The organism is Bacteroides sp. Phil13 (genome assembly GCF_001940965.1).
Classification (GTDB): domain Bacteria; phylum Bacteroidota; class Bacteroidia; order Bacteroidales; family Bacteroidaceae; genus Bacteroides; species Bacteroides intestinalis.
The window spans coordinates 69,005-93,694 of sequence record NZ_MSHA01000054.1; the positions used below are offsets into that span (position 1 = coordinate 69,005).

16 protein-coding genes and 1 pseudogene are annotated in these 24,690 nt (G+C 44.2%); 9 read left to right on the top strand and 8 right to left on the bottom strand.

Features of this window, described 5'->3' with window-relative positions; translation table 11 throughout:
• Positions 1-11: 11 nt before the first annotated feature.
• The 4 genes from BWI44_RS10605 to BWI44_RS10620 form a co-directional block, all read right to left on the bottom strand.
• The gene (locus BWI44_RS10605) at positions 12-1,025 is read right to left on the bottom strand and encodes a glycosyltransferase family 2 protein (RefSeq protein WP_195209558.1); all 1,014 of its coding nucleotides are present in this window, start codon (positions 1,023-1,025) and stop codon (positions 12-14) included.
• Positions 1,025-2,470 (bottom strand): O-glycosylation flippase, encoded by a 1,446-nt coding sequence (gene wzx, locus BWI44_RS10610; protein WP_138292179.1) that lies wholly within the window; start codon positions 2,468-2,470, stop codon positions 1,025-1,027. Before wzx ends, BWI44_RS10605 begins: the two co-directional genes overlap by 1 nt.
• A gap of 3 nt (positions 2,471-2,473) precedes the next feature.
• Positions 2,474-4,513 carry a methionine--tRNA ligase gene (metG, locus tag BWI44_RS10615; protein ID WP_195209557.1) on the bottom strand — a complete coding sequence of 680 codons (2,040 nt, stop codon included), beginning with the start codon at positions 4,511-4,513 and terminating at the stop codon, positions 2,474-2,476.
• A 119-nt stretch (positions 4,514-4,632) separates the two neighbouring features.
• Positions 4,633-5,763 (bottom strand): DUF4934 domain-containing protein, encoded by a 1,131-nt coding sequence (locus BWI44_RS10620; RefSeq protein WP_195209556.1) that lies wholly within the window; start codon positions 5,761-5,763, stop codon positions 4,633-4,635.
• Between the two features lie 159 nt (positions 5,764-5,922).
• Here BWI44_RS10620 and BWI44_RS10625 point away from each other — a divergent pair.
• Positions 5,923-6,168: pseudogene (locus BWI44_RS10625) on the top strand (DUF6125 family protein); the annotation flags it as partial.
• Positions 6,169-6,376: 208 nt separating this feature from the next.
• Here BWI44_RS10625 and BWI44_RS10630 read toward each other — a convergent pair.
• Both BWI44_RS10630 and BWI44_RS10635 read right to left on the bottom strand, forming a co-directional pair.
• Complete coding sequence (locus BWI44_RS10630; protein ID WP_171032153.1) at positions 6,377-6,547, bottom strand: hypothetical protein; 171 nt, start codon at positions 6,545-6,547, stop codon at positions 6,377-6,379.
• A gap of 104 nt (positions 6,548-6,651) precedes the next feature.
• Positions 6,652-7,584, bottom strand: a complete 933-nt coding sequence (locus BWI44_RS10635) for an acyltransferase family protein (RefSeq protein ID WP_138292173.1) — start codon at positions 7,582-7,584, stop codon at positions 6,652-6,654.
• Positions 7,585-8,077: 493 nt separating this feature from the next.
• Between BWI44_RS10635 and BWI44_RS10640 the strand changes: the two genes are divergently transcribed.
• Positions 8,078-8,770 carry an HAD family hydrolase gene (locus BWI44_RS10640; protein ID WP_286813300.1) on the top strand — a complete coding sequence of 231 codons (693 nt, stop codon included), beginning with the start codon at positions 8,078-8,080 and terminating at the stop codon, positions 8,768-8,770.
• A gap of 99 nt (positions 8,771-8,869) precedes the next feature.
• On the top strand, positions 8,870-10,006 hold the full coding sequence (locus BWI44_RS10645) for an AAA family ATPase (RefSeq protein WP_286813302.1): 1,137 nt from the start codon (positions 8,870-8,872) through the stop codon (positions 10,004-10,006).
• 9 nt (positions 10,007-10,015) lie between these two features.
• Here BWI44_RS10645 and BWI44_RS10650 read toward each other — a convergent pair whose 3' ends face one another.
• Together BWI44_RS10650 and BWI44_RS10655 are read right to left on the bottom strand one after the other, a co-directional pair.
• A complete protein-coding gene (locus tag BWI44_RS10650) occupies positions 10,016-11,476 on the bottom strand; it encodes a vWA domain-containing protein (RefSeq protein ID WP_286813304.1) in 1,461 nt (486 codons plus the stop codon).
• Positions 11,448-13,058 carry an AAA family ATPase gene (locus tag BWI44_RS10655; RefSeq protein WP_286813307.1) on the bottom strand — a complete coding sequence of 537 codons (1,611 nt, stop codon included), beginning with the start codon at positions 13,056-13,058 and terminating at the stop codon, positions 11,448-11,450. The genes BWI44_RS10650 and BWI44_RS10655 overlap by 29 nt, the downstream gene beginning before the upstream one ends.
• Before the next feature lie 181 nt (positions 13,059-13,239).
• Between BWI44_RS10655 and BWI44_RS10660 the strand changes: the two genes are divergently transcribed.
• The 6 genes from BWI44_RS10660 (at position 13,240) to BWI44_RS10685 (ending at position 24,638) form a co-directional block, all read left to right on the top strand.
• On the top strand, positions 13,240-13,695 hold the full coding sequence (locus BWI44_RS10660; RefSeq protein ID WP_229036214.1) for a radical SAM-associated putative lipoprotein: 456 nt from the start codon (positions 13,240-13,242) through the stop codon (positions 13,693-13,695).
• On the top strand, positions 13,688-14,758 hold the full coding sequence (locus BWI44_RS10665) for a TIGR04133 family radical SAM/SPASM protein (RefSeq protein WP_286813310.1): 1,071 nt from the start codon (positions 13,688-13,690) through the stop codon (positions 14,756-14,758). Before BWI44_RS10660 ends, BWI44_RS10665 begins: the two co-directional genes overlap by 8 nt.
• A gap of 213 nt (positions 14,759-14,971) precedes the next feature.
• Entirely contained in the window at positions 14,972-17,035 is a 2,064-nt protein-coding gene (locus tag BWI44_RS10670; RefSeq protein ID WP_195209551.1) for an acetate--CoA ligase family protein, read from the top strand.
• A gap of 33 nt (positions 17,036-17,068) precedes the next feature.
• Positions 17,069-21,244, top strand: coding sequence for a two-component regulator propeller domain-containing protein (locus tag BWI44_RS10675; RefSeq protein ID WP_286813312.1), 4,176 nt, complete (start codon positions 17,069-17,071; stop codon positions 21,242-21,244).
• A gap of 100 nt (positions 21,245-21,344) precedes the next feature.
• Positions 21,345-23,507: an alpha-N-acetylglucosaminidase gene (locus BWI44_RS10680; protein ID WP_195209549.1), complete on the top strand. Its 2,163-nt coding sequence runs from the start codon at positions 21,345-21,347 to the stop codon at positions 23,505-23,507.
• A gap of 24 nt (positions 23,508-23,531) precedes the next feature.
• Positions 23,532-24,638, top strand: coding sequence for an acyltransferase family protein (locus tag BWI44_RS10685; RefSeq protein ID WP_394368924.1), 1,107 nt, complete (start codon positions 23,532-23,534; stop codon positions 24,636-24,638).
• Positions 24,639-24,690: the final 52 nt, after the last annotated feature.

The window sequence follows — 24,690 nt, forward strand, 5'->3', positions numbered from 1 at the left end:
TTTGCGTGTCTTTAAGAATGCTTAATTGCCTTGATAATTTCTTCTTTTTCCGGTGTGGAGAATGTACAGGGGTAGCTTTGCATACCTCGTACCGCTTTCAATCCTTTCTGATTATATCTCCAGTTAGCCAGCCTGTTTACCCAACGTAACAGGGGATGTTTATGAGTGAACTCCATAATCTTCCTTTTGCCGGAGATTTCGGCAGTGTCTTTAGGCATGTCGCTGATACTGCAAATAAAGGAGAAAGCATTTTCAAGCGTGTCACCTTCCCGGGCTGCCAGTAATTCTGATAACGACAGAAGGAAACCTTGATATTCCTCCCGATATTTATGAGAAGTTTTGATAACTGAAACAGGTACGGTGGTTTCGGCTGCGGAACCTGTAATATGCTCGCGGGCACTGTAGAAGTAGGGCAGTGTGGCATATTTGCCGAAGATGAGCGCAGCGTGGTTAAAGAACTCTTCCGCCAGAAAAAGGTTACGGAAACGCAGGCTTCCATCCGGGTTGAAACAAGCTGCATACATCCTTTGAAAAGCCCGTGTCCGGATGACGGAGTAGAGCAATGAGGCATACATGTTTTTCTCTTGCAAAAGTCTTTCCCGGGGAGTCTCGCCCGTTACTTGTTTATCGAAGTAGCGGATATAGCGAGGGTAGAATGATATTTTCCCTTTACGGGGAGTGAAGGTCAGGTAATGTCCCTGTGCAGTGCTGTAATCAGGGTGTTCGTCCAGAAAGGCAGTCATCTGTGCAATGCCGGAAGGGACAGCGAAATCATCATCAGCGCAATAAAGCACATAGGGTGTACTAATCATGGGGAGCACCTCTTTCAGCTTCAGCAGGAAATGCAGTTTAGGGCGGTGCAGATAAGTGATGTCGGGGTACTTCTCCGCATCGGCAAACGGATGGTCGGATGAGTCGGGAACAAGAATCCTGATATCTGTGCGGCTATAGTAGTCGAGCAATCTGCGCAAGCGCTCGGGACGGTTGTGCGCAGGGATGATTACAGTTACATTTTGCAGTGTCATTATTGTATGGTTTTCTTTTTAAACAGATATTGAAGGCTTTCCCTGAATACGGTCGACTTCAGGCTCCACATCAGGAATATGTAGAGTGAGGCGGCTAAAGCGACTTTCACTAATAAGGAGAGATAGATATTCTTCACATAATCTGCCACCCAGTAAGTAAAAGTCATTACGGCTACAGATATAATGAGGTAGGGAGCTATATCCTTCAGTGTATTAAACAGGGAAATTCCGATATGTTTATGAGCAAAATAATGCCAGATAAGTAGCCAGAAGATATTGGCTGCTGTATAGACTATCAGCATGACATTCAGGCCGTACGGGTAACTACCCCATACGCATAATAGCTGGAAGATGCCCAGTGCGATGGTGTTCCACATGTATATGTTCGGTCGGCCGATACTGTTCATCAGGTTGGAATAAAGAGTTGAAATAGGCATGAAGGCTCCCCATACGCACAGTATCTGCATGACGGGTACACAGGGTAGCCATTTCTCTGTGATGCTTATTACAATCAGTTCCTGCGAAACAATGGCGAGCCCCAGCATAGCGGGGAAACTGACAAAGGCGGTGAAGCGCATCAGTTTGCGGAATATGTTTTGCAAACGCTGCGTATCTTCCGAGGCTTCTCTGAATACAGGTTGCCCTACGCTGTTTATCATTCCGAAAATGGTGGAATATCCCATTGTTGTCCACTTGCTTCCCTGTGAGTAGTAACCGGCTTGCTGGATGGTGTAGAAACGTCCCAGCAATGCGGAGAAGATATTGTTATTGATGTGAGTGAAGAGTGAGGTAAAGAGTAATTTACTGCTGAAAGGTAATAATTCCCGCAATGGGTGAAAGCGGAACGAAAAAGTAGGTCGCCAGGGAGAGGATATCCAAAGCAAGATGGTGTTGGTACTGACGTACACAACGGTTTGTACGGCAATTCCCCAGTATCCCCAGCCATGGTAGGCACAACTGACACCTGTAATACCCGAAATGAGGATGGCGGCTATCTGTATCTGACTACGCTCTTTTACCATGAGATTACGGAAAAAGTAAGCCGTGGGGGCAGTACCGAAACTTCCGATGAAGAAACTCAGAAATTGGAAACGGGCCAGCCGGGTAAGCTCGGGGGTATGGTAGAAGTCAGCGATAAAGGGGGCACAAAGAAAAAGTATGAGGTAAAGTGATGCACCGATACTGATGTTGAACCAGAATACGGAATTATAATCTTCATGCTTTACCTCCTTCTTATTGACAAGTGCCAGGATGAAGCCACTCTCCGAGAAAATTCCGGCCATGGCAGAGAAGATGGTCAATACGGCCACCATACCATAGTCTGTTGTAGATAACAACCGGGCAAGGAATATGCCGAAGACGAGGTTTAGCAGTTGCATGGCCCCGTTGCCTATTCCGCCCCAGAATAATCCTTTTGCTGTTTTCTCTTTGAGTGACGCTTCCATTAATTACTTCACTTCGCTACCGGGTTTCACTTCTTTCATGGTAGTAACCACGGAGAGTGAACCGTCAAAATTCTCGGCAGAAAGGATCATACCTTCACTGACGATACCTTTCAACTTACGCGGTGCAAGGTTGGCTATGAAGCATACTTGCTTGCCTACCAGCTCTTCCGGATTGTAATGTTGTGCAATACCGCTGACAATGGTACGGTTCTCCAATCCATCGGCAATCTTGAATTGCAGTAATTTATCGGCTTTAGGAACTTTCTGACATTCCAATACGGTACCTACGCGAATATCCAGTTTCATGAAGTCATCGAACTCAATGTTCGGGCGGATGGGGTTGGCTTTGTAGCTGGCTTCCTCATTGGCCTTCTTGGTATCGAGCAATTTCTGTACCTGTGCTTCGATAACGCTGTCCTCTATCTTTTCGAACAGTAGTTCAGGTGTCGCTAATTGGTGGCCGGCCGGCAATAGATCAGTGCTGCCCAGAGTAGCCCAGTCAAAACTGTCCATGTTCAGCATGTTACGCAATTTCTCGCTGCTGAACGGCAGGAACGGTTCGAATGCAATGGCCAGATTGGCAACCAGTTGCAGGGAGATATTCAAGATAGTGGCTACGCGGTCCATATCCGTTTTGGCAATCTTCCAGGGTTCGGTATCTGCCAGGTATTTGTTTCCGATGCGGGCCAGGTTCATGGCTTCCTTCTGTGCATCGCGGAACTTGAATACATCCAGTAACTTTTCTACTTCTGCTTTTACGTCAGAGAATTCTTTTAATGTTTCGCGGTCGTAATCCGTAAGTTTACCGGCAGCAGGCACTACACCATCGAAATACTTTTTGGTGAGTTGCAGAGCACGGTTCACGAAGTTACCATAAACAGCCACTAACTCATTGTTATTGCGTGCCTGGAAGTCTTTCCAAGTGAAGTCATTGTCTTTTGTCTCAGGTGCATTGGCAGTCAGCACATAGCGAAGCACATCTTGCTTACCCGGGAAGTCTGCCAGATATTCGTGCAACCATACAGCCCAGTTGCGTGAAGTAGAAATCTTATCACCTTCCAGATTCAGGAATTCATTGCTCGGTACATTGTCCGGTAAGATGAAACTACCTTCTGCTTTAAGCATGGCAGGGAATACGATGCAGTGGAATACGATATTATCTTTACCGATAAAGTGGATCAGACGTGTTTCGGGGTCTTTCCACCAGGTTTCCCAAGTGTCGGGCAACAATTCTTTCGTATTGCTGATGTAACCGATAGGGGCATCGAACCATACGTATAACACTTTTCCTTCTGCACCTTCTACGGGCACTGGAATACCCCAGTCGAGGTCACGGCTTACTGCACGCGGTTGCAAACCCATGTCAAGCCAGCTTTTGCATTGACCGTATACGTTGGGGCGCCACTCTTTATGGTCTTCCAAAATCCATTGGCGCAACCAACTTTCGTGTTGGTCAAGCGGCAGGTACCAATGCTTTGTTTCACGCATTACAGGCTTACTTCCACTGATGGCACTTTTCGGATTAATCAGGTCTGTGGGGCTGAGGCTTGTACCGCACTTCTCGCATTGGTCGCCATAGGCACCTTCTGCATGGCAGTGGGGGCATTCGCCCGTAATATAGCGGTCGGCAAGGAAAGTTTTGGCTTCCTCGTCGTAATACTGCATACTGGTTTTCTCGATGAAGTCACCTTTGTCATACAGCTTGCGGAAGAATTCCGAAGCAGTGTCGTGGTGAGTTTTTGAAGTCGTACGACTATATACATCGAATGAAATGCCGAACTCTTTGAATGATTCTTTGATAAGTGTATGGTAACGGTCTACTATGTCCTGCGGCGTCACGCCTTCTTTCTTGGCGCGTATGGTGATGGGTACTCCGTGCTCGTCCGAACCTCCGATAAAGATTACATCTTCTTTTTTCAGTCTCAGATAGCGAACGTAGATATCAGCGGGTACATAAACTCCTGCCAGATGTCCGATATGAACCGGTCCGTTAGCGTAGGGCAATGCCGACGTAACGGTAGTGCGTTTGAATTTCTTTTCCATTGTGATATATGTATCTCTTTTGTTATGAGCGCATTTTGGTGTGCAAAGATAGCAGTTTTCCACTCAAAGAAAAAGAGAAGACAATGAAATATCCGACTACATGTGGCAGAAATCTATATTTATTGGTGGCTTAACTGGAATAATATCAATATCGGATTACTGTCTTCGCTCCAGTTGCCGAACATCTGTTTTGTGTTCTCGCTCAATCCGTCTATCTTCAATGCAGTATTTACAGTTTCCTCGCTATAGTTAGAACTGCAAACTAAATAATTGTTTGCCACTCCACTGATAGTCAAATTTCCCAGCAGTTTGTTTTCTTCTGTCAGGTTTAGGCTGTGTATGTTACCTTCTGTTTTGGAAATCCAGAAGAATTGTGGGAGTGGGAAAGTGGATGAAGAACAAAAATATCCGTTCGCTGTTTCATAGAAGGCATTTATATCTTTGATGTGTTTCATATCAAGCATAAATGCTCGTGAATTTCCTTCCAGTGCTTTCAACTCTTCTTCCTTGAAATACTTATCCGAAAAAAGATTTGCCGTTAGGTCGATATTTTTATCATTTACGTTGTAAATCTCCGGTGTGAAACGTTGGTAAAAGTATACTTTGTCGCCGGAGCGATATAGATAGTGGGAAGAATGTCTGGGTATTCTTAGTTCATCCATTTCGGTCAATGCAGGTTTGAGCAAAGATTGTATTTTCTTGTCTTTCTTGGAGTATATAGCTAATTTATCTCGAATTTTGCCTTGATCATATATCTCTGATAGGACTATGTATTCTTTATCAATAATGGCGAATTCCATGAAATAACATTTCAGGTCAATCTCCTCATATTGTCTGAAATCATTTGCATCGTATTTGATAATCTTTTGGCGGGCATTGTCGGCTATATATATATTCCCTTCAGCATCCACGTCAAAGTCAATGGGTGCAATGTATTCTCCGGGACCCTCTCCGGTCCGGTTCAATACTTTGATAAACTTACCGTTTTCGTTGAAGATAAGAATTCCCATGTTGGCACTTTTATCGAAAATGTAGAAATGTTTATTCCGGTATAAAATTTTATCGATACTTCCTATTAATGAATTATCTGTTAACTCTAATGGAATATATTTAACCTCACATACCGGGTTAACGTCTGATGCTTGTACGGTATCCAGTTGGAAACTCATAATACTTGTGTGATCCTGTCTGGAGCTTGGCTGACAGGAAAAAAACAAGGTGCTTAAAAGAAGGAATAGAAGTTGTCTCATATTTTAAAAGTTTGGATTGAAAGAGTATTTTATTGCTCGTTTCAAATATAGAGTTTTTTTTGTGATTAGCTCAATCATACAATTATTTCTTTAAAAAAGTAGCTATATTATACTTTCTTTCAAGTAAAGCATTACTATCTAAATTCCTTTACTAAAGAAGAACTTATAAAACTCATCGAAGGCTATTCCAAAAACTGGTTGGCTATGGATGGTGTATGGTTTCAATCGGTAGAACGAAAATATGGAATGGATGAGGCCATGCATCACGATAGGGAAGCATGGAGAGTTTTTAATTATTTTGCTTTTACATATCTGTTGATGTCCGCCAAAAGGCATTTGTCATGCAGGTATGCACACAAAAAAAACGTGCAAACCTTTGATAATTGGTTTACACGCTTTCGGTGAATATGTGGAGAAAAACTCCTATGTCTTTAAATCGAGATAAAGCAGTCTCGTATGCAAGGGCTCTTCTTCGGGAATATCATAAAAGGCTTTCTCGTCCTGTTCCGTCTTATGCAAGGGTTTGAAGCCGTTACGGTCTATATAGTATCGTCCGCATTGAGCGGCATCATCACACATTCATCGTATAGGGAAAACGCCCGCTTGTCCGTATTTATGATTTAAACTTGAATTGGCGTGATTTCTCCAATGCGACTTGCAAGCGGCGACGTGACTTTTCGCTAAGTTTCGGAGTTTTAAGCCGGGCATTCTTTTCTGCCTGTTCCACAAACTCGATGGCTGCCTGCCCTTCGAGTACCGGAATTGTTTTGATTGTTATTGCCATAATCTTGTATTTCTTTTGATGGCAAAGGTAGGCATATTCTCCTTATCTCCCAAACAATTACGTGTAAACCAATAGGTCAAAGAGCTCTTAGATTTATGTAGCTGTTAATTTAATATTGCATCTTGTCCAAAGAAAAAGCGTGAAAAGTGCAGTTTATCCATGCTCCATGCTATTACTATACATCCACTCACGGTGATTGCAACGGATATGATCATAAAAAGTATTCCGGTGGGTTCAAAGAATAAAAATGATAGGAACATCTTGCATAATATTGTGAAAAGAGGGGAGAAGAGAAATATGACAAGAGTATTTCTACCTATAAAATAAGAGCATTGGCTGATCCCCTTGGATAGATAACTGTGTGCATATAGTGATATAATGATAGCCAGATAAGTAATAGTGATACCTGCCAGTATCCCTCTGTTCAGATTGTCTGGAAAACAGCAGAGTAGTATCATGGGGACAAGGGCAAGAAGCGATGGCTGAAAGATACGGATAAATGGTAATTTGCTTTGTTTAATGATTACCCCTGCAAGGAAGTAAATGGCATTGGCAAACACCATAATTCCACCCCAGTATGATACTGCGAATAGACCAAGACCAAGTATTATTACCTGTGATATTATTTTCATGCGGGTATAGCGGAAAGCCAGGTAATATAGTAGACTACAGATAATAAGCGTGTGGAGATACCAGTAGGGGCCCAATGGCTTTATAAATATCTTATGCAATAAAATGCTTGAACTGATTTCCGGTACATTTTCTCTCACGGGTAAGATATGCGACATTAGTACGTAACCTGTTTCCATACACAGGTAGGGAATGAAAATCCATAATAGTTTTTTCATAAAGCTTCTGATATCTTTCTGTACATTAGTCAAATAACCGGAGATGATTAGGAAAGCGGGCATGTGGAACGTGTATACGATCTGTTTGATATAAGGATATTTATCTCCTATATATACCAGATGGAAAGCAACCATTAGAAGGATAAGAATGCTTTTCAGATAGTCTAATTCTTTAATGCGATGCTCCATAGATTGAGTTTTGTATGTTATTGCAAGAATAGCATCCCGATCTCATAAAGGTAATGATTCGTGATAGTTTAATAAGTCTCATATTTGTGTGTAATTTCGTTGCTAAGGCTTTCGTCTATGCAAAAATAGATAGCTTTTTATAAAAAACAGGATAATAATACTTCTTTATGATAATGTAACTATATTTTAAAATATATACAAGTATTATATAGAACTATCCTCCAATCATATCTGAACCGTACCTAAGCTATATCAGAACCGTACTTGCTCCGTACGTTCTCCAGCCAGAAGTACCTCTGAGTGGAGAAAGTACGGGGTTGGTACGGAGCAAGTATGTCTCAAGTATGTCCCGTGTCGCTTTTTGAGTTTGTTTTTGAAAAGAAAGGCGTTAAAAAAAGTTCCTTATTTGCTTTGCTCGATATTTATTCCGTGTTTTGTATGGCATAAAATATGTAACGTAAAGTGCGTAATACTATTTATAAAAATAGAGAAGATGAAACATACTGTTAAAGTCATCGCTTTTGATGCAGATGACACCCTTTGGAGTAACGAACCTTTTTTTCAAGAGGTAGAACGAAAATATACAGAATTACTGAGTGATTACGGTGGTGCAGAAGAAATTTCGGCAGAGTTGTTTAAGACAGAAATGGGGAACTTGGAATGTTTGGGTTATGGTGCCAAAGCATTTACCATCTCAATGGTTGAAACAGCTTTGCGGGTGAGTGGACAGAAGATTTCAGCAGAGAAGATACAGCAAATAATTCTTTTAGGTAAATCTCTGCTCCAGATGCCGATTGAATTGCTACCCAGTGTGGAAGAAACTCTGAAAGCTTTGAAAGAACAAGGGGACTATCGCCTGGTAGTGGCTACGAAAGGTGATTTGTTGGATCAGGAGCGTAAATTGCAACGTTCCGGACTGATGCCTTATTTTGATCACATTGAAATAATGTCTGATAAGACGGAGAAAGAATATACTCGCCTGCTGCAAGTCCTTCAGGTCGCTCCGGAAGAATTCCTGATGATCGGTAATTCTTTGAAATCCGATATTAAGCCGGTACTGGCTATCGGGGGATACGGAGTATACATTCCTTTTGAGGTGATGTGGCAGCATGAGGTGGTGGATACATTCAACCATCCCAGACTGAAACAGATGAAAAATCCGACGGAATTGTTGGGCTGGCTTTAATAATACAGGTTAAATGTTTGCGCCTATTTGCTTTATCCAATATTTATTCCGTATTTTGTGTTACGTAAAAAGTGTAACGTAAAATATGTAATACTGCTTATGAAAGCTCAGAAGATACAACCCCGGAATCCTTTTTTAGTGTATGGTTATGCGAGTCCTCGTTATTTCTGTGATCGTGAAGCTGAGACACAACAGATATTGTCGGCTTTGGAGAATGAACGAAACCTGACATTGATAGCACCTCGCCGTATGGGTAAGACGGGATTGATAAAAAATGTCTTCTATACCCTGCAAGAGCAGAAGCCGGAAGTTGCCTGTTTCTATATGGATATTTTTGCTACGCGCGATTTATCCTCTTTGGTTCGTTTGTTGGCAAAGACTGTATTAGGGCGACTTGATACACTCAGTGAGAGTGCTTTGCATAAACTTACCTCCTTTTTTCGTTCCTGTCGTCCGGTGATCAGTGCGGATGAGTTGACGGGAGTTCCTACAGTTACGTTAGACTTTGTTGCCGATAAGTCTGAACAGACATTGAAGGAAATCTTCGATTATATGGCTGCTTCCGGTAAGAATTGTTATCTGGCTATTGATGAGTTTCAGCAAATCACTTCTTATCCTGAGGAAGGCACGGAAGCGTTGCTTCGTTCTTATATCCAGTTTATCCCGAATGTCCGTTTCATCTTTGCAGGTAGCAGTCAGCATTTGATGCAGGAGATGTTTGTTTCCGCCAAGCGTCCTTTCTATCAGAGTACTCAATTGATGGTGCTTCGTGAGATTGATGAAAAGTCCTATTATCGGTTTGCAAGGAACTTTTTTGAGTTGCGGGGGCAAAAGTTGGATAAATCTGTATTTCATTGGATATATAGCCGCTTTGAGGGACATACTTGGTATATGCAGGCAATGCTGAATCGGTTGTATGAGCGAAATGAATCGGTTGTAGATGCCACTCAGGCAGAACAAGTGTTGATGGGACTCCTTGAAGAAAATACGCCTGTTTATCAGAATCTGATCATTATGTTGACAGACAATCAGCTGGCGCTGATGAAAGCTATCGCGCATGAAGGGAAAGTAACGGCACCCAATAGTGGTGAGTTTATTTTGGGGCATGGGCTGAAGACTCCGAGCAGTGTCAATGCAGCTTTGAAATCGTTGGTGGAGAAAGAGCTTGTTTATAAATCTGCTGACGGATATATGGTTTACGACCGTTTTATGGGGATGTGGCTGTTGCGGAACTGACGAGCCGGTCTAATATTTACGGTCTACGTGATACTCTACTCGGTAGATATGATCGAAATGTTCCGTCCATTCGTTCGGGACAATGCCGATTTGCAGGCCGTAAAAGCGAGTACCCTTTTCACGGTGTACACTCATTTGTTCTAATAATTCCGGTTTACATTCGGGAATGCGATAATCGCTGATAAGTAAGACATCTGCATTCATGTAGCGGTTTTCATCAAGCATTCTGAAAGTGTCTTTCAGCATTTGGGTGGCATCTGTGTCTCCACTAAAAGGATGGCTGAAGAATTCCATTAGTTTCAATCGGTCGCGTCGTATATCAATGGTTTTGGTAGACACGGAGAATGAAATCAGAAAACATTCCCTGTTTTGAAGTTCTGCGATCTCTATGAGCTTTATCAGTAGGGAATTAGCCATCTTCTCCGGTTTTCCGGTCATGCTGCCCGAGGTGTCGAGGCATACAATCATAGGGCCTTTCAGGACTGCCGGTTTTACTTCCAGACGTCTGGAGGGTTGCATGATTTCCGATTTGTAACGGAAGGTTTGCAGCTTCTGTGTGAAGTATTTCAGCATAAAGACATCTTGCAGTTCATTGTCTGCATAGTATAGCAGTTCCGAAGGGAGCAGGGCATTCAGGTCATTGCCGATGGTGACACCCAGAATATCACTCTTTTGAGAGTGAGCCAGTTTGTAGGTACTGCCTTCCGTCACATATACTTGTTTGCTACCCTCATCGTCGGCTATTCGGCCCATGCGGTTGGCTACTTTCAGCAGTTCGGGATATTCCTTTTGCAGTTTTACAATCTTCCGGATATTCTCAAAATCTATGGTATTCCATAGCCCGTTCATCATGCTCCATGCCTGATAGAACTCTTCTTTATCCACTTGGTGCTCTTCCAGATATTCCGGTATCTTATTCAGGCTGGTTTTTAGTTTCTTTTCCAGAAAGTCCTTCTTGATATCCAGGTTTTTCTCTTTCTGCTCCTGTTGCTTTTGATGAAAAGAATCTTCCCAATCTTTCAGCATTTTCTCCCAGACAGTAGAGTCATGCTGCTTATCTTTATCTCCGAACATGTGTTCGTAGAACGGTTCATCGAAAGCATTTTCTTTATAATCGTCTTTGATTTTTCTTAATAATGCTTGCCAACCGTCCCGCTTCTCCTTAACCCAGTTCAAGGCACTTTCCATCTCTCCAAGTTCAGATTGAGCTCTTTGCATCTGGAACTTTTCCTGTTCAAGAAACTGCCAGACAAACTGTGTGGTGATGTCATAGAATATGCGTGCACGAACCTCATCGCCTAACACCAGAACTCTGATGGAAGGATTGTTCATGATGGCCAGTAGATAGAGCAACAGGGGATCTTCCGTTTCGCCGTATAGAGTCTTGGCGCATTCTCCTGTTTGCACAAATTTCTCGACTATCTTTGTATAGAAGTGGATGTCATACTTCTTTTTGGTTAGCCCCGCCATATTGCTGCAAATTGAATTGTAACTTTTCCTCTTCGATCTCTACATTCCGCAGTCTTTTTAATACTTCGTCCGAGTAGCGGGTGATTAACTCTTTATCAGCCGGTGTGACGAACAGATTGTCCGTACATAAGGAACTGGTAAAGGTTGATAGTTGTTGGAAGAGTTGATTCAACTCGTTCCGGTAATTGCGGAGAGTGATCTGAGGCAATTTGTCGAACAGGTTTTGGGAAGATTTGCCGGATGTAGGGAGTGTTTTTTCTCCTTTTTTCCTTTGCCTCATCGGATATCGCACACCGTCTATCAACAGGTATTCTGTTCCTTCCCTGTACAGGTTTACCCGTTGCTGGGAGGCAGATGATGAGGGCGTTCCGCCCGGGTAACAACGAATGATGGAACGTCCCGGATTCAATGGGTCGGGATAGATAACAGCTTGTTTCGGTGCATTTTCTTTCTTCTGTTCCTTCAGAGCCAGATAGTCTACGGCAAAGATGTATGTATGGCCTGTTCCGTGTTCCTCTACATGGTAATAGAAGTAGTCTGTAATTTCCAGTTCATTCCTGGGGGAACAGTTGTTCTTGAAGTCTTCCAAAGCCTGGCGTACACGGCTGATCCGGATGTCGCTTTTAATCGCTTCAGTGATTTCTTCCATTTTTTCCAGGCAGGAGGTGAATAGCTCCCGGATGACCAATTGATGAATCGGCTCACATTCATCTACCTCATTCCACAAACAATGGTATAGGGGCAGCAAGTCTGATGAGTTGACCTCTGTACGTCCGTTAATGAAAGCTGAGGCTTTCAGCAATTGTACAATGTTTTTCCAGCGGCGATCGCTTATATATACGTTTCGGGCAGTGCCTTCATCATCCAGTAGAAGCCGTTTCAGTTGGCGGCGAACGTTCGTAATGTAGTGCAGAATCTCGGCAGATAGTGAAATCCGGTTGATCTGTCCGCGCCAGTCTGCATATTCTTCTTCACTGATTTGCAGTTCTGAAGGCACGTTTATTTCTTTATCGTTGTCATCGAGCAGCATGTTGTAAAAAGTCTGTTCGTCCTTTACACAGGTGCAGATGATACGCAGCAGGAACCGATCCCACAGAGCCTCAAGTCCTTCGCCGTGTGCTGGTAACTCGTTACTGGCGGCAATCAGAAGTTTTAGTGGTAACTTAATTTCGCTATCGCCATTCCGATAGATTTTCTCGTTGATGGCGGTGAGCAATGAATTTTGTATGGCAGGTCCCGCTTTCCATATCTCATCCAGAAACACTACGCTTGCCGTAGGCAGATACCCATCAATGGCACGTTCGTATTTATCAAACTCTTTCAGTCGGTTGATGCTGATAGGACCGAATATCTCGTCGGGAGTAGAAAAGCGTGACATCAGATATTCAAAAGCTTTTGCTCCCTTAAAGGCAGATTTTAGTCTACGCGCCACCATGGACTTAGCTACCCCCGGAGGACCCAGCAAGAGAACACTTTCGCCTGCCAATGCTGCCAATAGTGACAAGCTGAGTTCAGTATCCTTCTCGTAAACCCCTTGGTTGATGGCGGTTAATATTTGTTGTATCCTGTTTCTGATGTCCATAATTCTTCTTGTTTACACTTCATTTTAGGTATGAAGCTTCAAAGATATGAAATCTTTATACGGAATACTGACAATTATTTTGAATTATTGCAGATAAAAAGTTATCTTTGGTGCAGTATTCCCAAAAGAACAGCATTTTACAAAAAGGATATCTAATTTAAGAATGAACATGAGAAATGCTATGAAAATGAAGGAAGAGAAGAAACGATGGTTACATTTCTATAACCGGATATTGTCCGGAGTATTGGTCTTACTCGGTTTTAATGCATGTGACGGGACGGGGGCTGATGAATATGGAACACCTTATTGCCGTTTTGAGATTAAAGGTAAGGTACTCGATGAACTACGCGAACCTGTAAAGGATGCAAGGGTTATCGTAAAGGAACTTACGTCGGATGGAGAACCGATGGGAGCTTATTACACTGATACTCTGTATACTCAAGAGAATGGAGAGTTTCGATTCTTAAATGAGCAGGCAGGTGGCTATGGTAAATACCGCTTAGTGTGTGAAGATTCACCGGGTATTTATAAAGCAGACTCAACTGACATAAAAATGGAACCGACAGGTGGCAAAGGCTGGTATCAAGGCAGTGACACTAAAGAAGTAGATTTTGTACTGAAGAAAAAGAATGAATAATCTTTCATTACGTAAACAGCTTGCTCTGGAAATAAACCGGAAAATCTGGAATAACCTGAAAGAACTGCACCCTCTGAAGCAGCTCTTCTGGGAGTGTACTTTGCGCTGTAATCTCCACTGCAAGCATTGCGGAAGTGACTGTAAACGAATGGCGGCAGTGGAAGATATGCCTGCTGAAGATTTTTTGCGTACTATCGATTCCATTACTCCTTATGTAAATCCCAATAAAGTAAGTATCATCATCACTGGTGGAGAACCCCTGATGCGGGAAGACCTGGAAAAAGTCGGGCTGGCCCTCTACCGTCGTGGTTATCCGTGGGGCATGGTCTCCAATGGACTTTATCTGACAAAGGAACGCTTGCAACGTCTCATGGCTGCCGGATTGCATTCCATAACTATCAGTCTGGATGGTTTTGCCGAAGATCATAATTGGTTGCGGGGACATCCTGAGAGCCATCATAATGCTTTGGAAGCCATAAAGATGCTGGTACATGAACCGGAGCTGACCTGGGATGTGGTGACCTGCGTTAACCGACGTAACTACCCTTATCTGGACGAATTAAAAACATCTCTTTATAAAATAGGCGTTCGCCAATGGCGGATGTTTACTATCTTTCCGGTTGGCCGTGCTGCTTCGCATCCTGAGTTCCAGCTGACAGATGAAGAATTTACCGGACTTATGAACTTCATTAAAGAAATCCGTAAGGAGGGAAAGATACATTTGAGTTATGGCTGCGAAGGCTTTCTCGGCAAGTACGAAGGAGAAGTACGCGATAGCTTCTTTGCTTGTAATGCCGGTGTTACTGTCGGTTCTATCCTGATAGACGGTTCTATCTCTGCTTGTCCCAGTATCCGGAGTGATTTTCATCAAGGGAATATCTATCGGGACAATTTTATGCAGGTATGGGAAGAACGCTTCCAGCCATTCCGTAACCGCGATTGGATGAAAAAAGATGCTTGTGGCGATTGTTCCTTCTTCCGTTATTGCGAGGGTAACGGGATGCATCTTCGTGATGAAAACGGTAATCTCCTGTTTTGTCATTCAAAGAGATTAGTTCCTTGATTTATTTTAGTAACGCTTAAAAAATAGTTTGGTACATCAATGATAATTTATCTCCCATTTTATTATCGGCTATTACTAAATTATTTTTCTCCTATTGGGAAAAAATAAATCAGTCTATTCTTCCTCTTCGTATTTCTTTTGTTTTCCGATTGCAGGATTGCATAAAAGGTGTATATTTGTGACATCGTATCCTGAACTTAAAGTGAATAAACTATGATAACAAACCAATTGCTTCGTCCTGCCAGTATTGTAGTGGTGGGAGCATCCAATAATGTGCACAAGCCGGGAGGCGCCATCTTGCGTAATCTTATTAACGGTGGCTATACCGGAGAACTCCGTGCCGTAAACCCCAAAGAGACAGAAGTACAAGGTGTAACAGCTTATGCCGATGTGAAGGATATTCCCGATACGGATATGGCTATACTTGCCATTCCGGCACAGATGTGTCCGGATACTGCGGAGGTGCTTGCTGCTGAAAAGCAGGTACGTGCGTTTGTCATCCTTTCCGCCGGGTTTGGTGAGGAGACACATGAGGGTGCGTTGCTGGAAGACCGTATTCTGGAAACGGTGAATAAGTATGGAGCTTCCCTGATAGGGCCGAATTGCATTGGACTGATGAATACCTGGCATCATAGTGTGTTCAGCCAACCCATCCCGCAACTGCATCCACAAGGAGTCGATTTGATATCCAGTTCCGGTGCGACCGCCGTTTTCATTCTGGAGAGTGCCGTAACGAAAGGTTTGCAGTTCAACTCCGTCTGGTCTGTGGGAAATGCGAAGCAGATAGGTGTGGAAGACGTATTGCAGTATATGGACGAGAACTTCCAGCCGGACAAAGATTCTAAAATCAAATTACTCTATATCGAAAGTATCGGTGACCCCGACCGCCTGTTGTTCCATGCTTCTTCTTTAATTAAGAAAGGTTGTAAGATTGCTGCCATTAAGGCTGGCAGTAGTGAGAGCGGGAGCCGTGCGGCATCTTCGCATACAGGAGCCATTGCCAGTTCGGACTCGGCAGTGGAAGCTCTGTTCCGTAAAGCCGGTATTGTACGTTGCTACTCACGCGAAGAGCTGACTACAGTAGGATGTATCTTTACCCTTCCGGAATTGAAAGGGAAGAACTTCGCTATCATTACTCATGCCGGAGGTCCGGGCGTTATGCTGACTGATGCATTGAGTAAAGGCGGACTGAATGTCCCTAAACTGGAAGGCCCGGTTGTAGATGAACTGAAAGGAAAACTCTTTCCCGGTGCGGCTGTAGGAAATCCGATTGATATCCTGGCTACGGGAACTCCCGATCATCTCCGGCTCTGTCTGGAATACTGCGAAGAGAAATTCGACACGATAGATGCTGTTCTGGCTATTTTCGGTACGCCGGGACTGGTTACCATGTTCGAGATGTACGATGTGCTGCATGAGAAAATGCAGAGTTGCAGTAAACCTATCTTCCCCATTCTCCCTTCTATCAATACCGCCGGAGCAGAAGTTGCCGCTTTTCTTGCTAAAGGTCATGTGAACTTTGCTGATGAAGTGACGCTGGGCACAGCCTTGTCACGTATCATGAATGCTCCCCGCCCTGCTACCAATGAGATCGAACTCTTTGGTGTGGATGTGCCGCGTATTCGCCGTATTATAGATTCTATTCCCGAAGACGGATATATCCAGCCGCATTATGTACAGGCGTTGCTTCATGCTGCCGGTATTCCTATCGTTGAAGAATTTGTGTCTTCTAATAAAGACGAAGTACTGGCCTTTGCCCGTCGTACAGGTTTCCCCGTGGTGGCAAAGGTTGTGGGGCCTGTTCATAAATCCGACGTCGGTGGCGTAGTGCTTAATATAAAAGGAGAACAGCATCTGGCGTTTGAATTTGAACGTATGATGCAAATTCCCGAAGTGACGGGGATACTGGTACAACCTATGCTGGCAGGTACGGAACTTTTTGTAGGTGCCAAGTATGAAGCTAAATTCGGTCATGTGGTGCTTTGCGGTTTGGGTGGTATCTTTGTGGAAGTGCTGAAAGACGTTTCTTCCGGTTTGGCACCACTTTCGTACGAAGAGGCTTACTCTATGATTCATTCTCTCCGCGCTTACAAGATTATCAAGGGAACGCGCGGACAGAAAGGGGTGAATGAAGATAAGTTTGCTGAGATTATCGTACGCCTCTCCACTTTGCTACGCTTTGCTACAGAGATTAAAGAAATGGATATTAATCCGCTTTTGGCTACGGAGAAACATGTGATTGCAGTGGATGCCCGTATCCGGATAGAAAAGAAGTAGCTTGTCACTTGTAATTCGTAATTTGTAACTTACATGAAGCGACATATCCTGATATTCCTCATTTGTCTGATGCAGCTTCCACCGCTTTTTTCGGAAAGCATGGATCGCTTTTTCAGCCAGTACAACTTTAAGTTTATTACTGAAACTGCAGGGTTACCCTATAGTTTTGTGAGTGATATCTTCAAGGACTCCGAAGGATATGTATGGGTTGCTACGCATTACGGAATAGGTCGCTATGACGGTTATCAATTCCTGAACTATGGCACTCAAACGGAACCGATATGTCTCAAGAACGACTTTGTTCATAAGGTCTGCGAAGATAACTTCCGGCGCCTTTGGATAGCCTCCGAGGGTGGCATTGACATGCTCAGCCTGGATACTTATGCTTTGGTGGAGTTACCTGTTCCATCAGACAGCCCGCTACGAAGGTTGATGAATGAAAACGTAAGTACGGTTTACAAGGACAAGCAAGGTGATGTCTGGGTTTCTGCTAACAAGGATTTGTGGTGTATAGAACTGGATACTGAAGGAGCTATAAAGAATTACTATCATTTGGAGAGTGAGTGTGCTTCTCCGGTGCATGCTGTCACCGATCTGGGTTGGACAGTTTGTGCAGGTATTGACAATGAAGTGTGCCGCATCACGAAGCATGAAGGACATCTTCTGAAAGTGGAGAAACTGTCTGACAGCCTGGTTTCTTTCAGTGAAGATTGGCGGATCTCCTGTATGCAGGTAGACGGCGATTTGTTGTGGATTGGCTCTAACCGTGGCTTATTCAAATACCACCATACCGGGCAAAGTCTGAAACGTTATCGTTACTCCACCCACCGCCCCGGGATGCTGAGCCAGGCTTATATAACGGATATCAAACTGACGGAACGGGGACACCTGATTGTATCCACCCTTAACGGACTGAATGTCTATGATAAAGACACGGATACTTTCTCGTTCATTCGTCAGACCAGTGAACGAGTGGGAGTTACCATCAACTGCAATGCCATCAACTGTCTGTTTACCGATGGTGAGACCATTTGGCTGGGTACTGAAACCGGTGGCATCAACCTGCTTTCTCCGAAGCGGCTTCAGACAAAACTGTGGACGTGTGGGAGTGCGGATACCGAAAACGATGCCCCTACGCCTGTGAATGCGGTGGATGAAGACAAAGACGGAAATCTTTGGGTTGCCCTGGTAGAGCGCGGTTTGTTGAAGTGGAATGAAGATAGTAAATCTTGCGTCCACCACCTCTTTTCTCCTAATGACATAACCTCTGTCAGCAACAATACCTTGATGGGTATCCTGATAGACTCCGATAACCGCCTGTGGGCATATACTTGGGGTGTGGGGATTAATGGGATCGACCTGAATATCCCCAATAACCGTACCTTCAAACGCTATACCCGCGAGAATATTCCTGAATTGGAAGGCGATTTTATCAACAGTGCCTGTGAAGATGTGATTAACCATGGAATATGGTTCGGTTCCACGCGCGGAGTACACTTCTACGACAAGCGGAAGGATACTTTCGTTCGTGTACTGTTCGATCAGTCTGATAATGAGTTTGAGGCCATCTATGCTTTACTGATTGACAGTAAGAAACGCCTCTGGGTAGGTACTACACAAGGTGTCTTTATCGTGGACCTTGCTTCTTTTGCCAAGTCGAATAAACGTTTTGATTATAAGTATCTCAAGTATAAACTGGATAATCCGCAGTCCACTCAACTGGAAAAGATCAACAGTATTCTGGAAGACAAAAACGGTACCATCTGGCTGGGTGGTAACGGAAGCGGCTTGTATCAGTTGACGAGTGACAAGAATAATCATTTTGTATTCAGAAACTATACGACGCGCCACGGGCTGCCTAATAATACCATTATCGGCATGGCGGAAGACGGACAGGGAAACTTGTGGCTGACTACGAACGATGGAGTATCCCGGTTGAATATCCAGTCAATGACATTCAGCAACTATACGCAGGCCGATGGATTGCCTGCTACCCAGTTTTATTGGAATGGTATCCATTACTCGGAAAGGCATGATTTTATTTATATGGCAACCATAGACGGACTGGTTATTATCCACCCTGACGATGAGGCTTCACAGCCTGCGGATTCGCATGTGAAACTTTCTTCCCTGGCCATTGGTGGAAATATGATTTATCCTTCCAGTGGTGATTATCTGAAAAAAAATATCACTCTTGCTTCTGGTATTTTTCTGCATGAACGGGAGAACCGTTTCTCCATAGGTTTTACTACGCAGAATTATGGAAACAGTAGCCGTATCCGTTTTGCTTATCGTCTGCAGGGGTACGAGGAGGAATGGAACGAAACTCAGCCGGGTGATGGCATGGCCCGGTATACGGCTGTTCCGCCGGGAAACTATACATTGCAGGTTCGTGCAACGGATGAGCTGGGACGTTGGTCGGAAGAAACGACCGAAATAAAAGTCGGAATCACGCCTTATTTTTATAAGTCCGGTTGGTTCTACCTGCTTCTTGCCATAGCCATTTGCTTTGCTATCTATTTATTTTATAAGCGCAAGACCCGGAGCTATCGTGAACAGAAAGCACGACTGGAAAAGGAAGTGGAACTGCGTACGCAGGAACTGGCTGTCCAAAACAAGCAATTGGAGACCATGGCCCAACACGTGAAAGAGATTACGGAAGAGAAGATTGCCTTCTTTACAAATATCACGCATGAGTTCCGCACTCCGGTTACATTGATTCACGGTCCCATTGAGCATGCCCTGAAGGAGACACAGGACGAGGCGGTGAAGGCACAGTTACAGATAGCTGAACGGAATTCACGGTATCTGCTCTCCCTAGTCAATGAACTGATGGACTTCCGAAAACTGGACATCGATAAAGTGGTGTTGGATAAGCGCTCCTCGAATTTTGTCGAGTTCTTATCTGAGTTGCTGATACCTTTCAGGGTTTTTGCAAAGGAGAGGCAGATTGATATATGCACTTATTTCCGATTGGAGAATCCTTTCCTGATGATTGATCCCGGATATATGCGTAAGGTGCTGGTTAATCTGGTTTCGAATGCCATTAAGTTTACGCCCGATGGTGGCCGCATTGATATATTTGTGGCATCCATTAAGGGTGAAGGCGGAGAGAAGTTGCTCTATATGAATGTATGTGATACGGGACACGGTATTGTGACAGAAGACATGGAGAAGATTTTCGACCGTTTCTATCAATCTAAGAAGAGTACGAAATATCCGGTTTACGGGCAGAGTGGTACGGGTATCGGTCTTTTCTTGTGTAAACGGATTGTATACCTGCATGGGGGAGAGATTTTTGCCCGTAATAATCCCGGGCGAGGGGCTTCGTTCCGTATGTTGATGCCGTTGGTTCCCGGTGAACAAGTGGAAACAAAAGGAGAAATAGTGGAAGACTCCGGTACTGTGTACTTGCCGGATACCTTACAGCCGGAAGATACACAGAAGAAAGAGACCATCTTGATTGTGGAAGATAATAAGGATATGCGCTCGTATATCCGTACGTTGCTTGTAGGCGATTACCGTTTGTTTGAGGCAGGCGACGGGCAGGAAGCTCTTGAAATAGTTCAGAAGCATACGATAGATTTAATAGTTAGCGACCTGATGATGCCTGTGATGGATGGTATGGAGTTGTCCCGCCGCATCAAGGAGAATCTGGCCACTTCGCATATTCCGTTCCTTATGCTTACGGCACTTCGCTCGGATGTGCAGGAAAAGAGGAGCTTCGAAATAGGCGTGGACGAGTATCTCTGTAAGCCTTTCGATGAAGAAGTGCTCCGGCTTCGTATTCGCAATATCCTGAATTTACGGAGGAAATATAAGAAGATGTTCTCATCCAGCAGCAATGTGGAAGAGCTGCATGTAAAGGAAGAGTCGCGGGACAAGACATTCATTACGAATGCCGTCAACCTGATGAAGGAGCACTATGCCGATGCGGAATATAACCTGGAACGTTTTGTGCGTGATATGGGATATAGCAAGACGCTCGTCAACAAGAAAATGCAGGACCTCACAGGGCAACCTATCGGACAGTTTATGAAGAATTACCGTCTGAACGTGGCGCAACGGATGATACAGGAAGGACCTGGAGACATCAATGTTTCGGAGATAGCATACGCTGTAGGTTTTAATGACCCGAAGTACTTCACTAAGTGCTTCAAAGAGTTCTTTGGGTATTTACCGAGTTCGAAACTGGGAAAGAAGGGGTAAGGTAGCTCGTTTACTATATTCGTCCCAAACTTTTCTATTTTCTCCTTATATAATAAAATAAACGCCTATTTTTGCACATCACCCAGAAGTAATGAATACCATGAAAACCAAACTCTATTTAGTCATTTTGTTAGTAGTAGGCTTGTCTACTTATTTATCTGCTAACCCTGTTAATGGTCTGCTTGAAAGAATTGATAAGGGAGCATCTAAGAAATTTGTTATTGAACTCAATAAAGGTGCGGACGACTTTTTTGAACTGGATCAGAAAGGTAGTAAAGTTGTTGTCCGTGGTAACAACTACGTGAATATAGCGACAGGTATCAATTGGTATCTGAAATATTATGCCGGTATCCAGCTATCATGGAACGGCATGCAGGCATCGCTCCCCGTGGTACTTCCTCCCGTTACTCAGAAGGAGCGTCACGAAACATCCCTCTCACTTCGTTATGATTTCAACTATTGCACCTACTCTTATACGATGGCTTTCTGGGATTGGGAGCGCTGGGAGAAAGAAATAGACTGGATGGCTCTGCATGGCATCAATCTTCCTTTGGCCGCCGTAGGGCAGGAGTGTATCTGGTTCAATATGCTCCAAAAACTGGGATATTCCAAAGAAGAAATAAACAGCTTTATAGCCGGCCCCGCCTTCCTGGCTTGGTGGGCCATGAATAATCTGGAAGGATGGGGCGGCCCCAATCCGGACTCTTGGTATGCACAGCAGGAAGCTCTGCAGAAGAAAATATTGAAGCGCATGCGTGAGTATGGCATTAAACCTGTATTTCCGGGATATTCCGGAATGGTTCCGCATGATGCTGACGAGAAGTTGGGACTGAACCTGACCAAGTCCGATCTGTGGAATGGCTTTACCCGTCCGGCTTTCTTGCAGCCCACTGATGCTCGTTTTGCCGAGATAGCCGATTTGTATTACCGGGAGCAGGAGAAGCTTTTCGGCAAGGCCGATTATTACTCTATGGACCCCTTTCACGAAGCAGAAAATGCCGCTTCGGTAGATTTCGATGCAGCCGGAAAGGCCATCATGACGGCTATGAAGAAAGTGAATCCGAAAGCCACCTGGGTAGTACAGGGTTGGACGGAGAATCCTCGCCCTGAAATGATAAAGAATATGCAGAACGGAGATCTGCTGATACTGGACTTGTTCAGTGAATGTCGCCCTATGTGGGGAATCCCTTCCATTTGGAAGCGCGACAAAGGTTATGAGCAGCACGACTGGCTTTTCTGTATGTTGCTCAATTTCGGCGGCAATGTCGGTCTGCACGGTCGCATGGATCAGTTGCTCAACAACTTCTATCTGACAAAGAACAACCCGTTGGCAACTCATCTGAAAGGTATCGGTCTCACCATGGAAGGCTCAGAGAATAACCCCATGATGTTCGAACTGATGTGCGAACTGCCTTGGCGTCCGGAGAAATTCACGAAAGAGGAATGGCTGAAAGATTATCTCTTTGCCCGTTACGGTGTGCGCGACGAGAAGATAGAACAGGCATGGACTCTGCTTGCCAATACTATTTATAACTGCCCCTTCGGAAACAATCAGCAAGGCCCTCATGAATCTATCTTCTGTGGACGTCCTTCGATGAACAACTTCCAGGCATCGAGCTGGTCGAAGATGAAGAACTATTACGACCCTACTGTTACGGAAGAAACTGCCCGGCTGATGCTGGAGGTGGCCGATAAATATCGTGGTAATAATAACTTTGAATATGACTTAGTAGATATTGTCCGCCAGTCCCTTTCGGATAAAGGGCGCATTGTTTATAACCGTACCATTGCCGACTTCAAGAGCTTTGATAAACGCAGTTTTGCCCGTGACTCCCGGAAATTCCTGGATATACTGCTGTTGCAGGATAAATTGTTGGGTACACGCAGTGAGTTTCGTGTAGGTCGCTGGATAGAGCAGGCACGCAAGTTGGGCACTACTCCCGAAGAAAAAGACTTGTACGAATGGAATGCCCGTGTACAGATAACTACTTGGGGCAATCGTGTTTGTGCTGACGACGGCGGTCTGCGCGACTATGCCCATAAGGAATGGAACGGCATTCTGCGCGATTTTTACTATAAACGTTGGGCGGCTTATTGGCAAACCCTCCAAGACCAACTGGATGGTAAACCCGAAGTGAAATTGGATTATTATGCAATGGAAGAACCCTGGACATTGGCGAAGAATCCGTATGGTTCGACTTCCGAAGGAAACTGTGTGGATGTGGCAAAGGAAGCATTTGAGAAAGTGTTTGAGAATGAGTGATTAGTGATTAACACCCTACAGATGATGGAAAATATTCAACCCCCAATTTCCGGCTATCCGCAGAAGAAGCGACTCTTGTCTCTCGACGTGTTACGTGGAATTACTGTTGTCGGAATGATTCTCGTCAATAATTCCGGTGGAAAGCTATCCTACGACTCCCTGCAGCATTCTGCATGGAATGGGCTGACGCTTTGTGACCTGGTCTTTCCGTTCTTTTTGTTCATCATGGGCATTTCCACTTACATTGCTCTGAGCAAGTTTCATTTCCAGGCATCAGGCCCGGTGATCCGTAAGATACTGAAACGTACTCTTGTCATTCTGTGCATCGGCTGGGCCATTCATTGGTTTCACTTTATCTGTGAGGGCGATTTCTTCCCCCTTGCCCATCTCCGGCTTACGGGAGTGTTGCCACGTATCGCTTTATGTTATTGTGCCGTTTCTTTCGTAGCTCTGTATGTCAAGCCTAAGTATATCGGCTGGATAATCGGTTTCCTTATCATCGGATATGCCGTCTTGCTCGGTATTGGCAACGGATACACCCCTGATAGCACAAATATTCTGGCAATTATAGACCAGAATGTATTGGGTGCAGACCACCTTTATCATAAAAGTCCGATAGATCCGGAAGGACTTACCAGCACCCTTGCAGCTATTGCTCATACATTGATTGGCTTTTGTTGCGGGAGGATCATACTGGCTAAGGAAGCTTTGGAACGGAAAACCCTGAAACTGTTTGTGGCAGGCTTTATTCTGATGGCATGCGGTTTTGTGCTGACGGAGGCTTTGCCATTGAATAAGCGTATCTGGTCGCCTACCTTCGTATTGGTTACTTGCGGACTGGCTGCCATGCTTCAGGCTGTACTTATTTACTTCATCGATATGAAAGAGAAGAAGAACTGGTGCCGCTTTTTTGAGGTATTCGGAGTCAACCCTTTGTTTCTCTATGTACTCAGTGAGGTGGCGGCTATTGTTATCGGTGCCACCGGAAGCAAACCGATTGTTTACGAAGGGATACATTCATTGATAACCGATCCTTATCTGGCATCTGCCGTTTACGCTCTTGCTTTCACGTTGCTGATGGGAGCATGCGGCTATCCATTGTATAAAAAGAAAATCTATATAAAAATATAACATGAAACGGACGATCTATACATACTGCTCCCTATTATTAGTAACTGTCTTG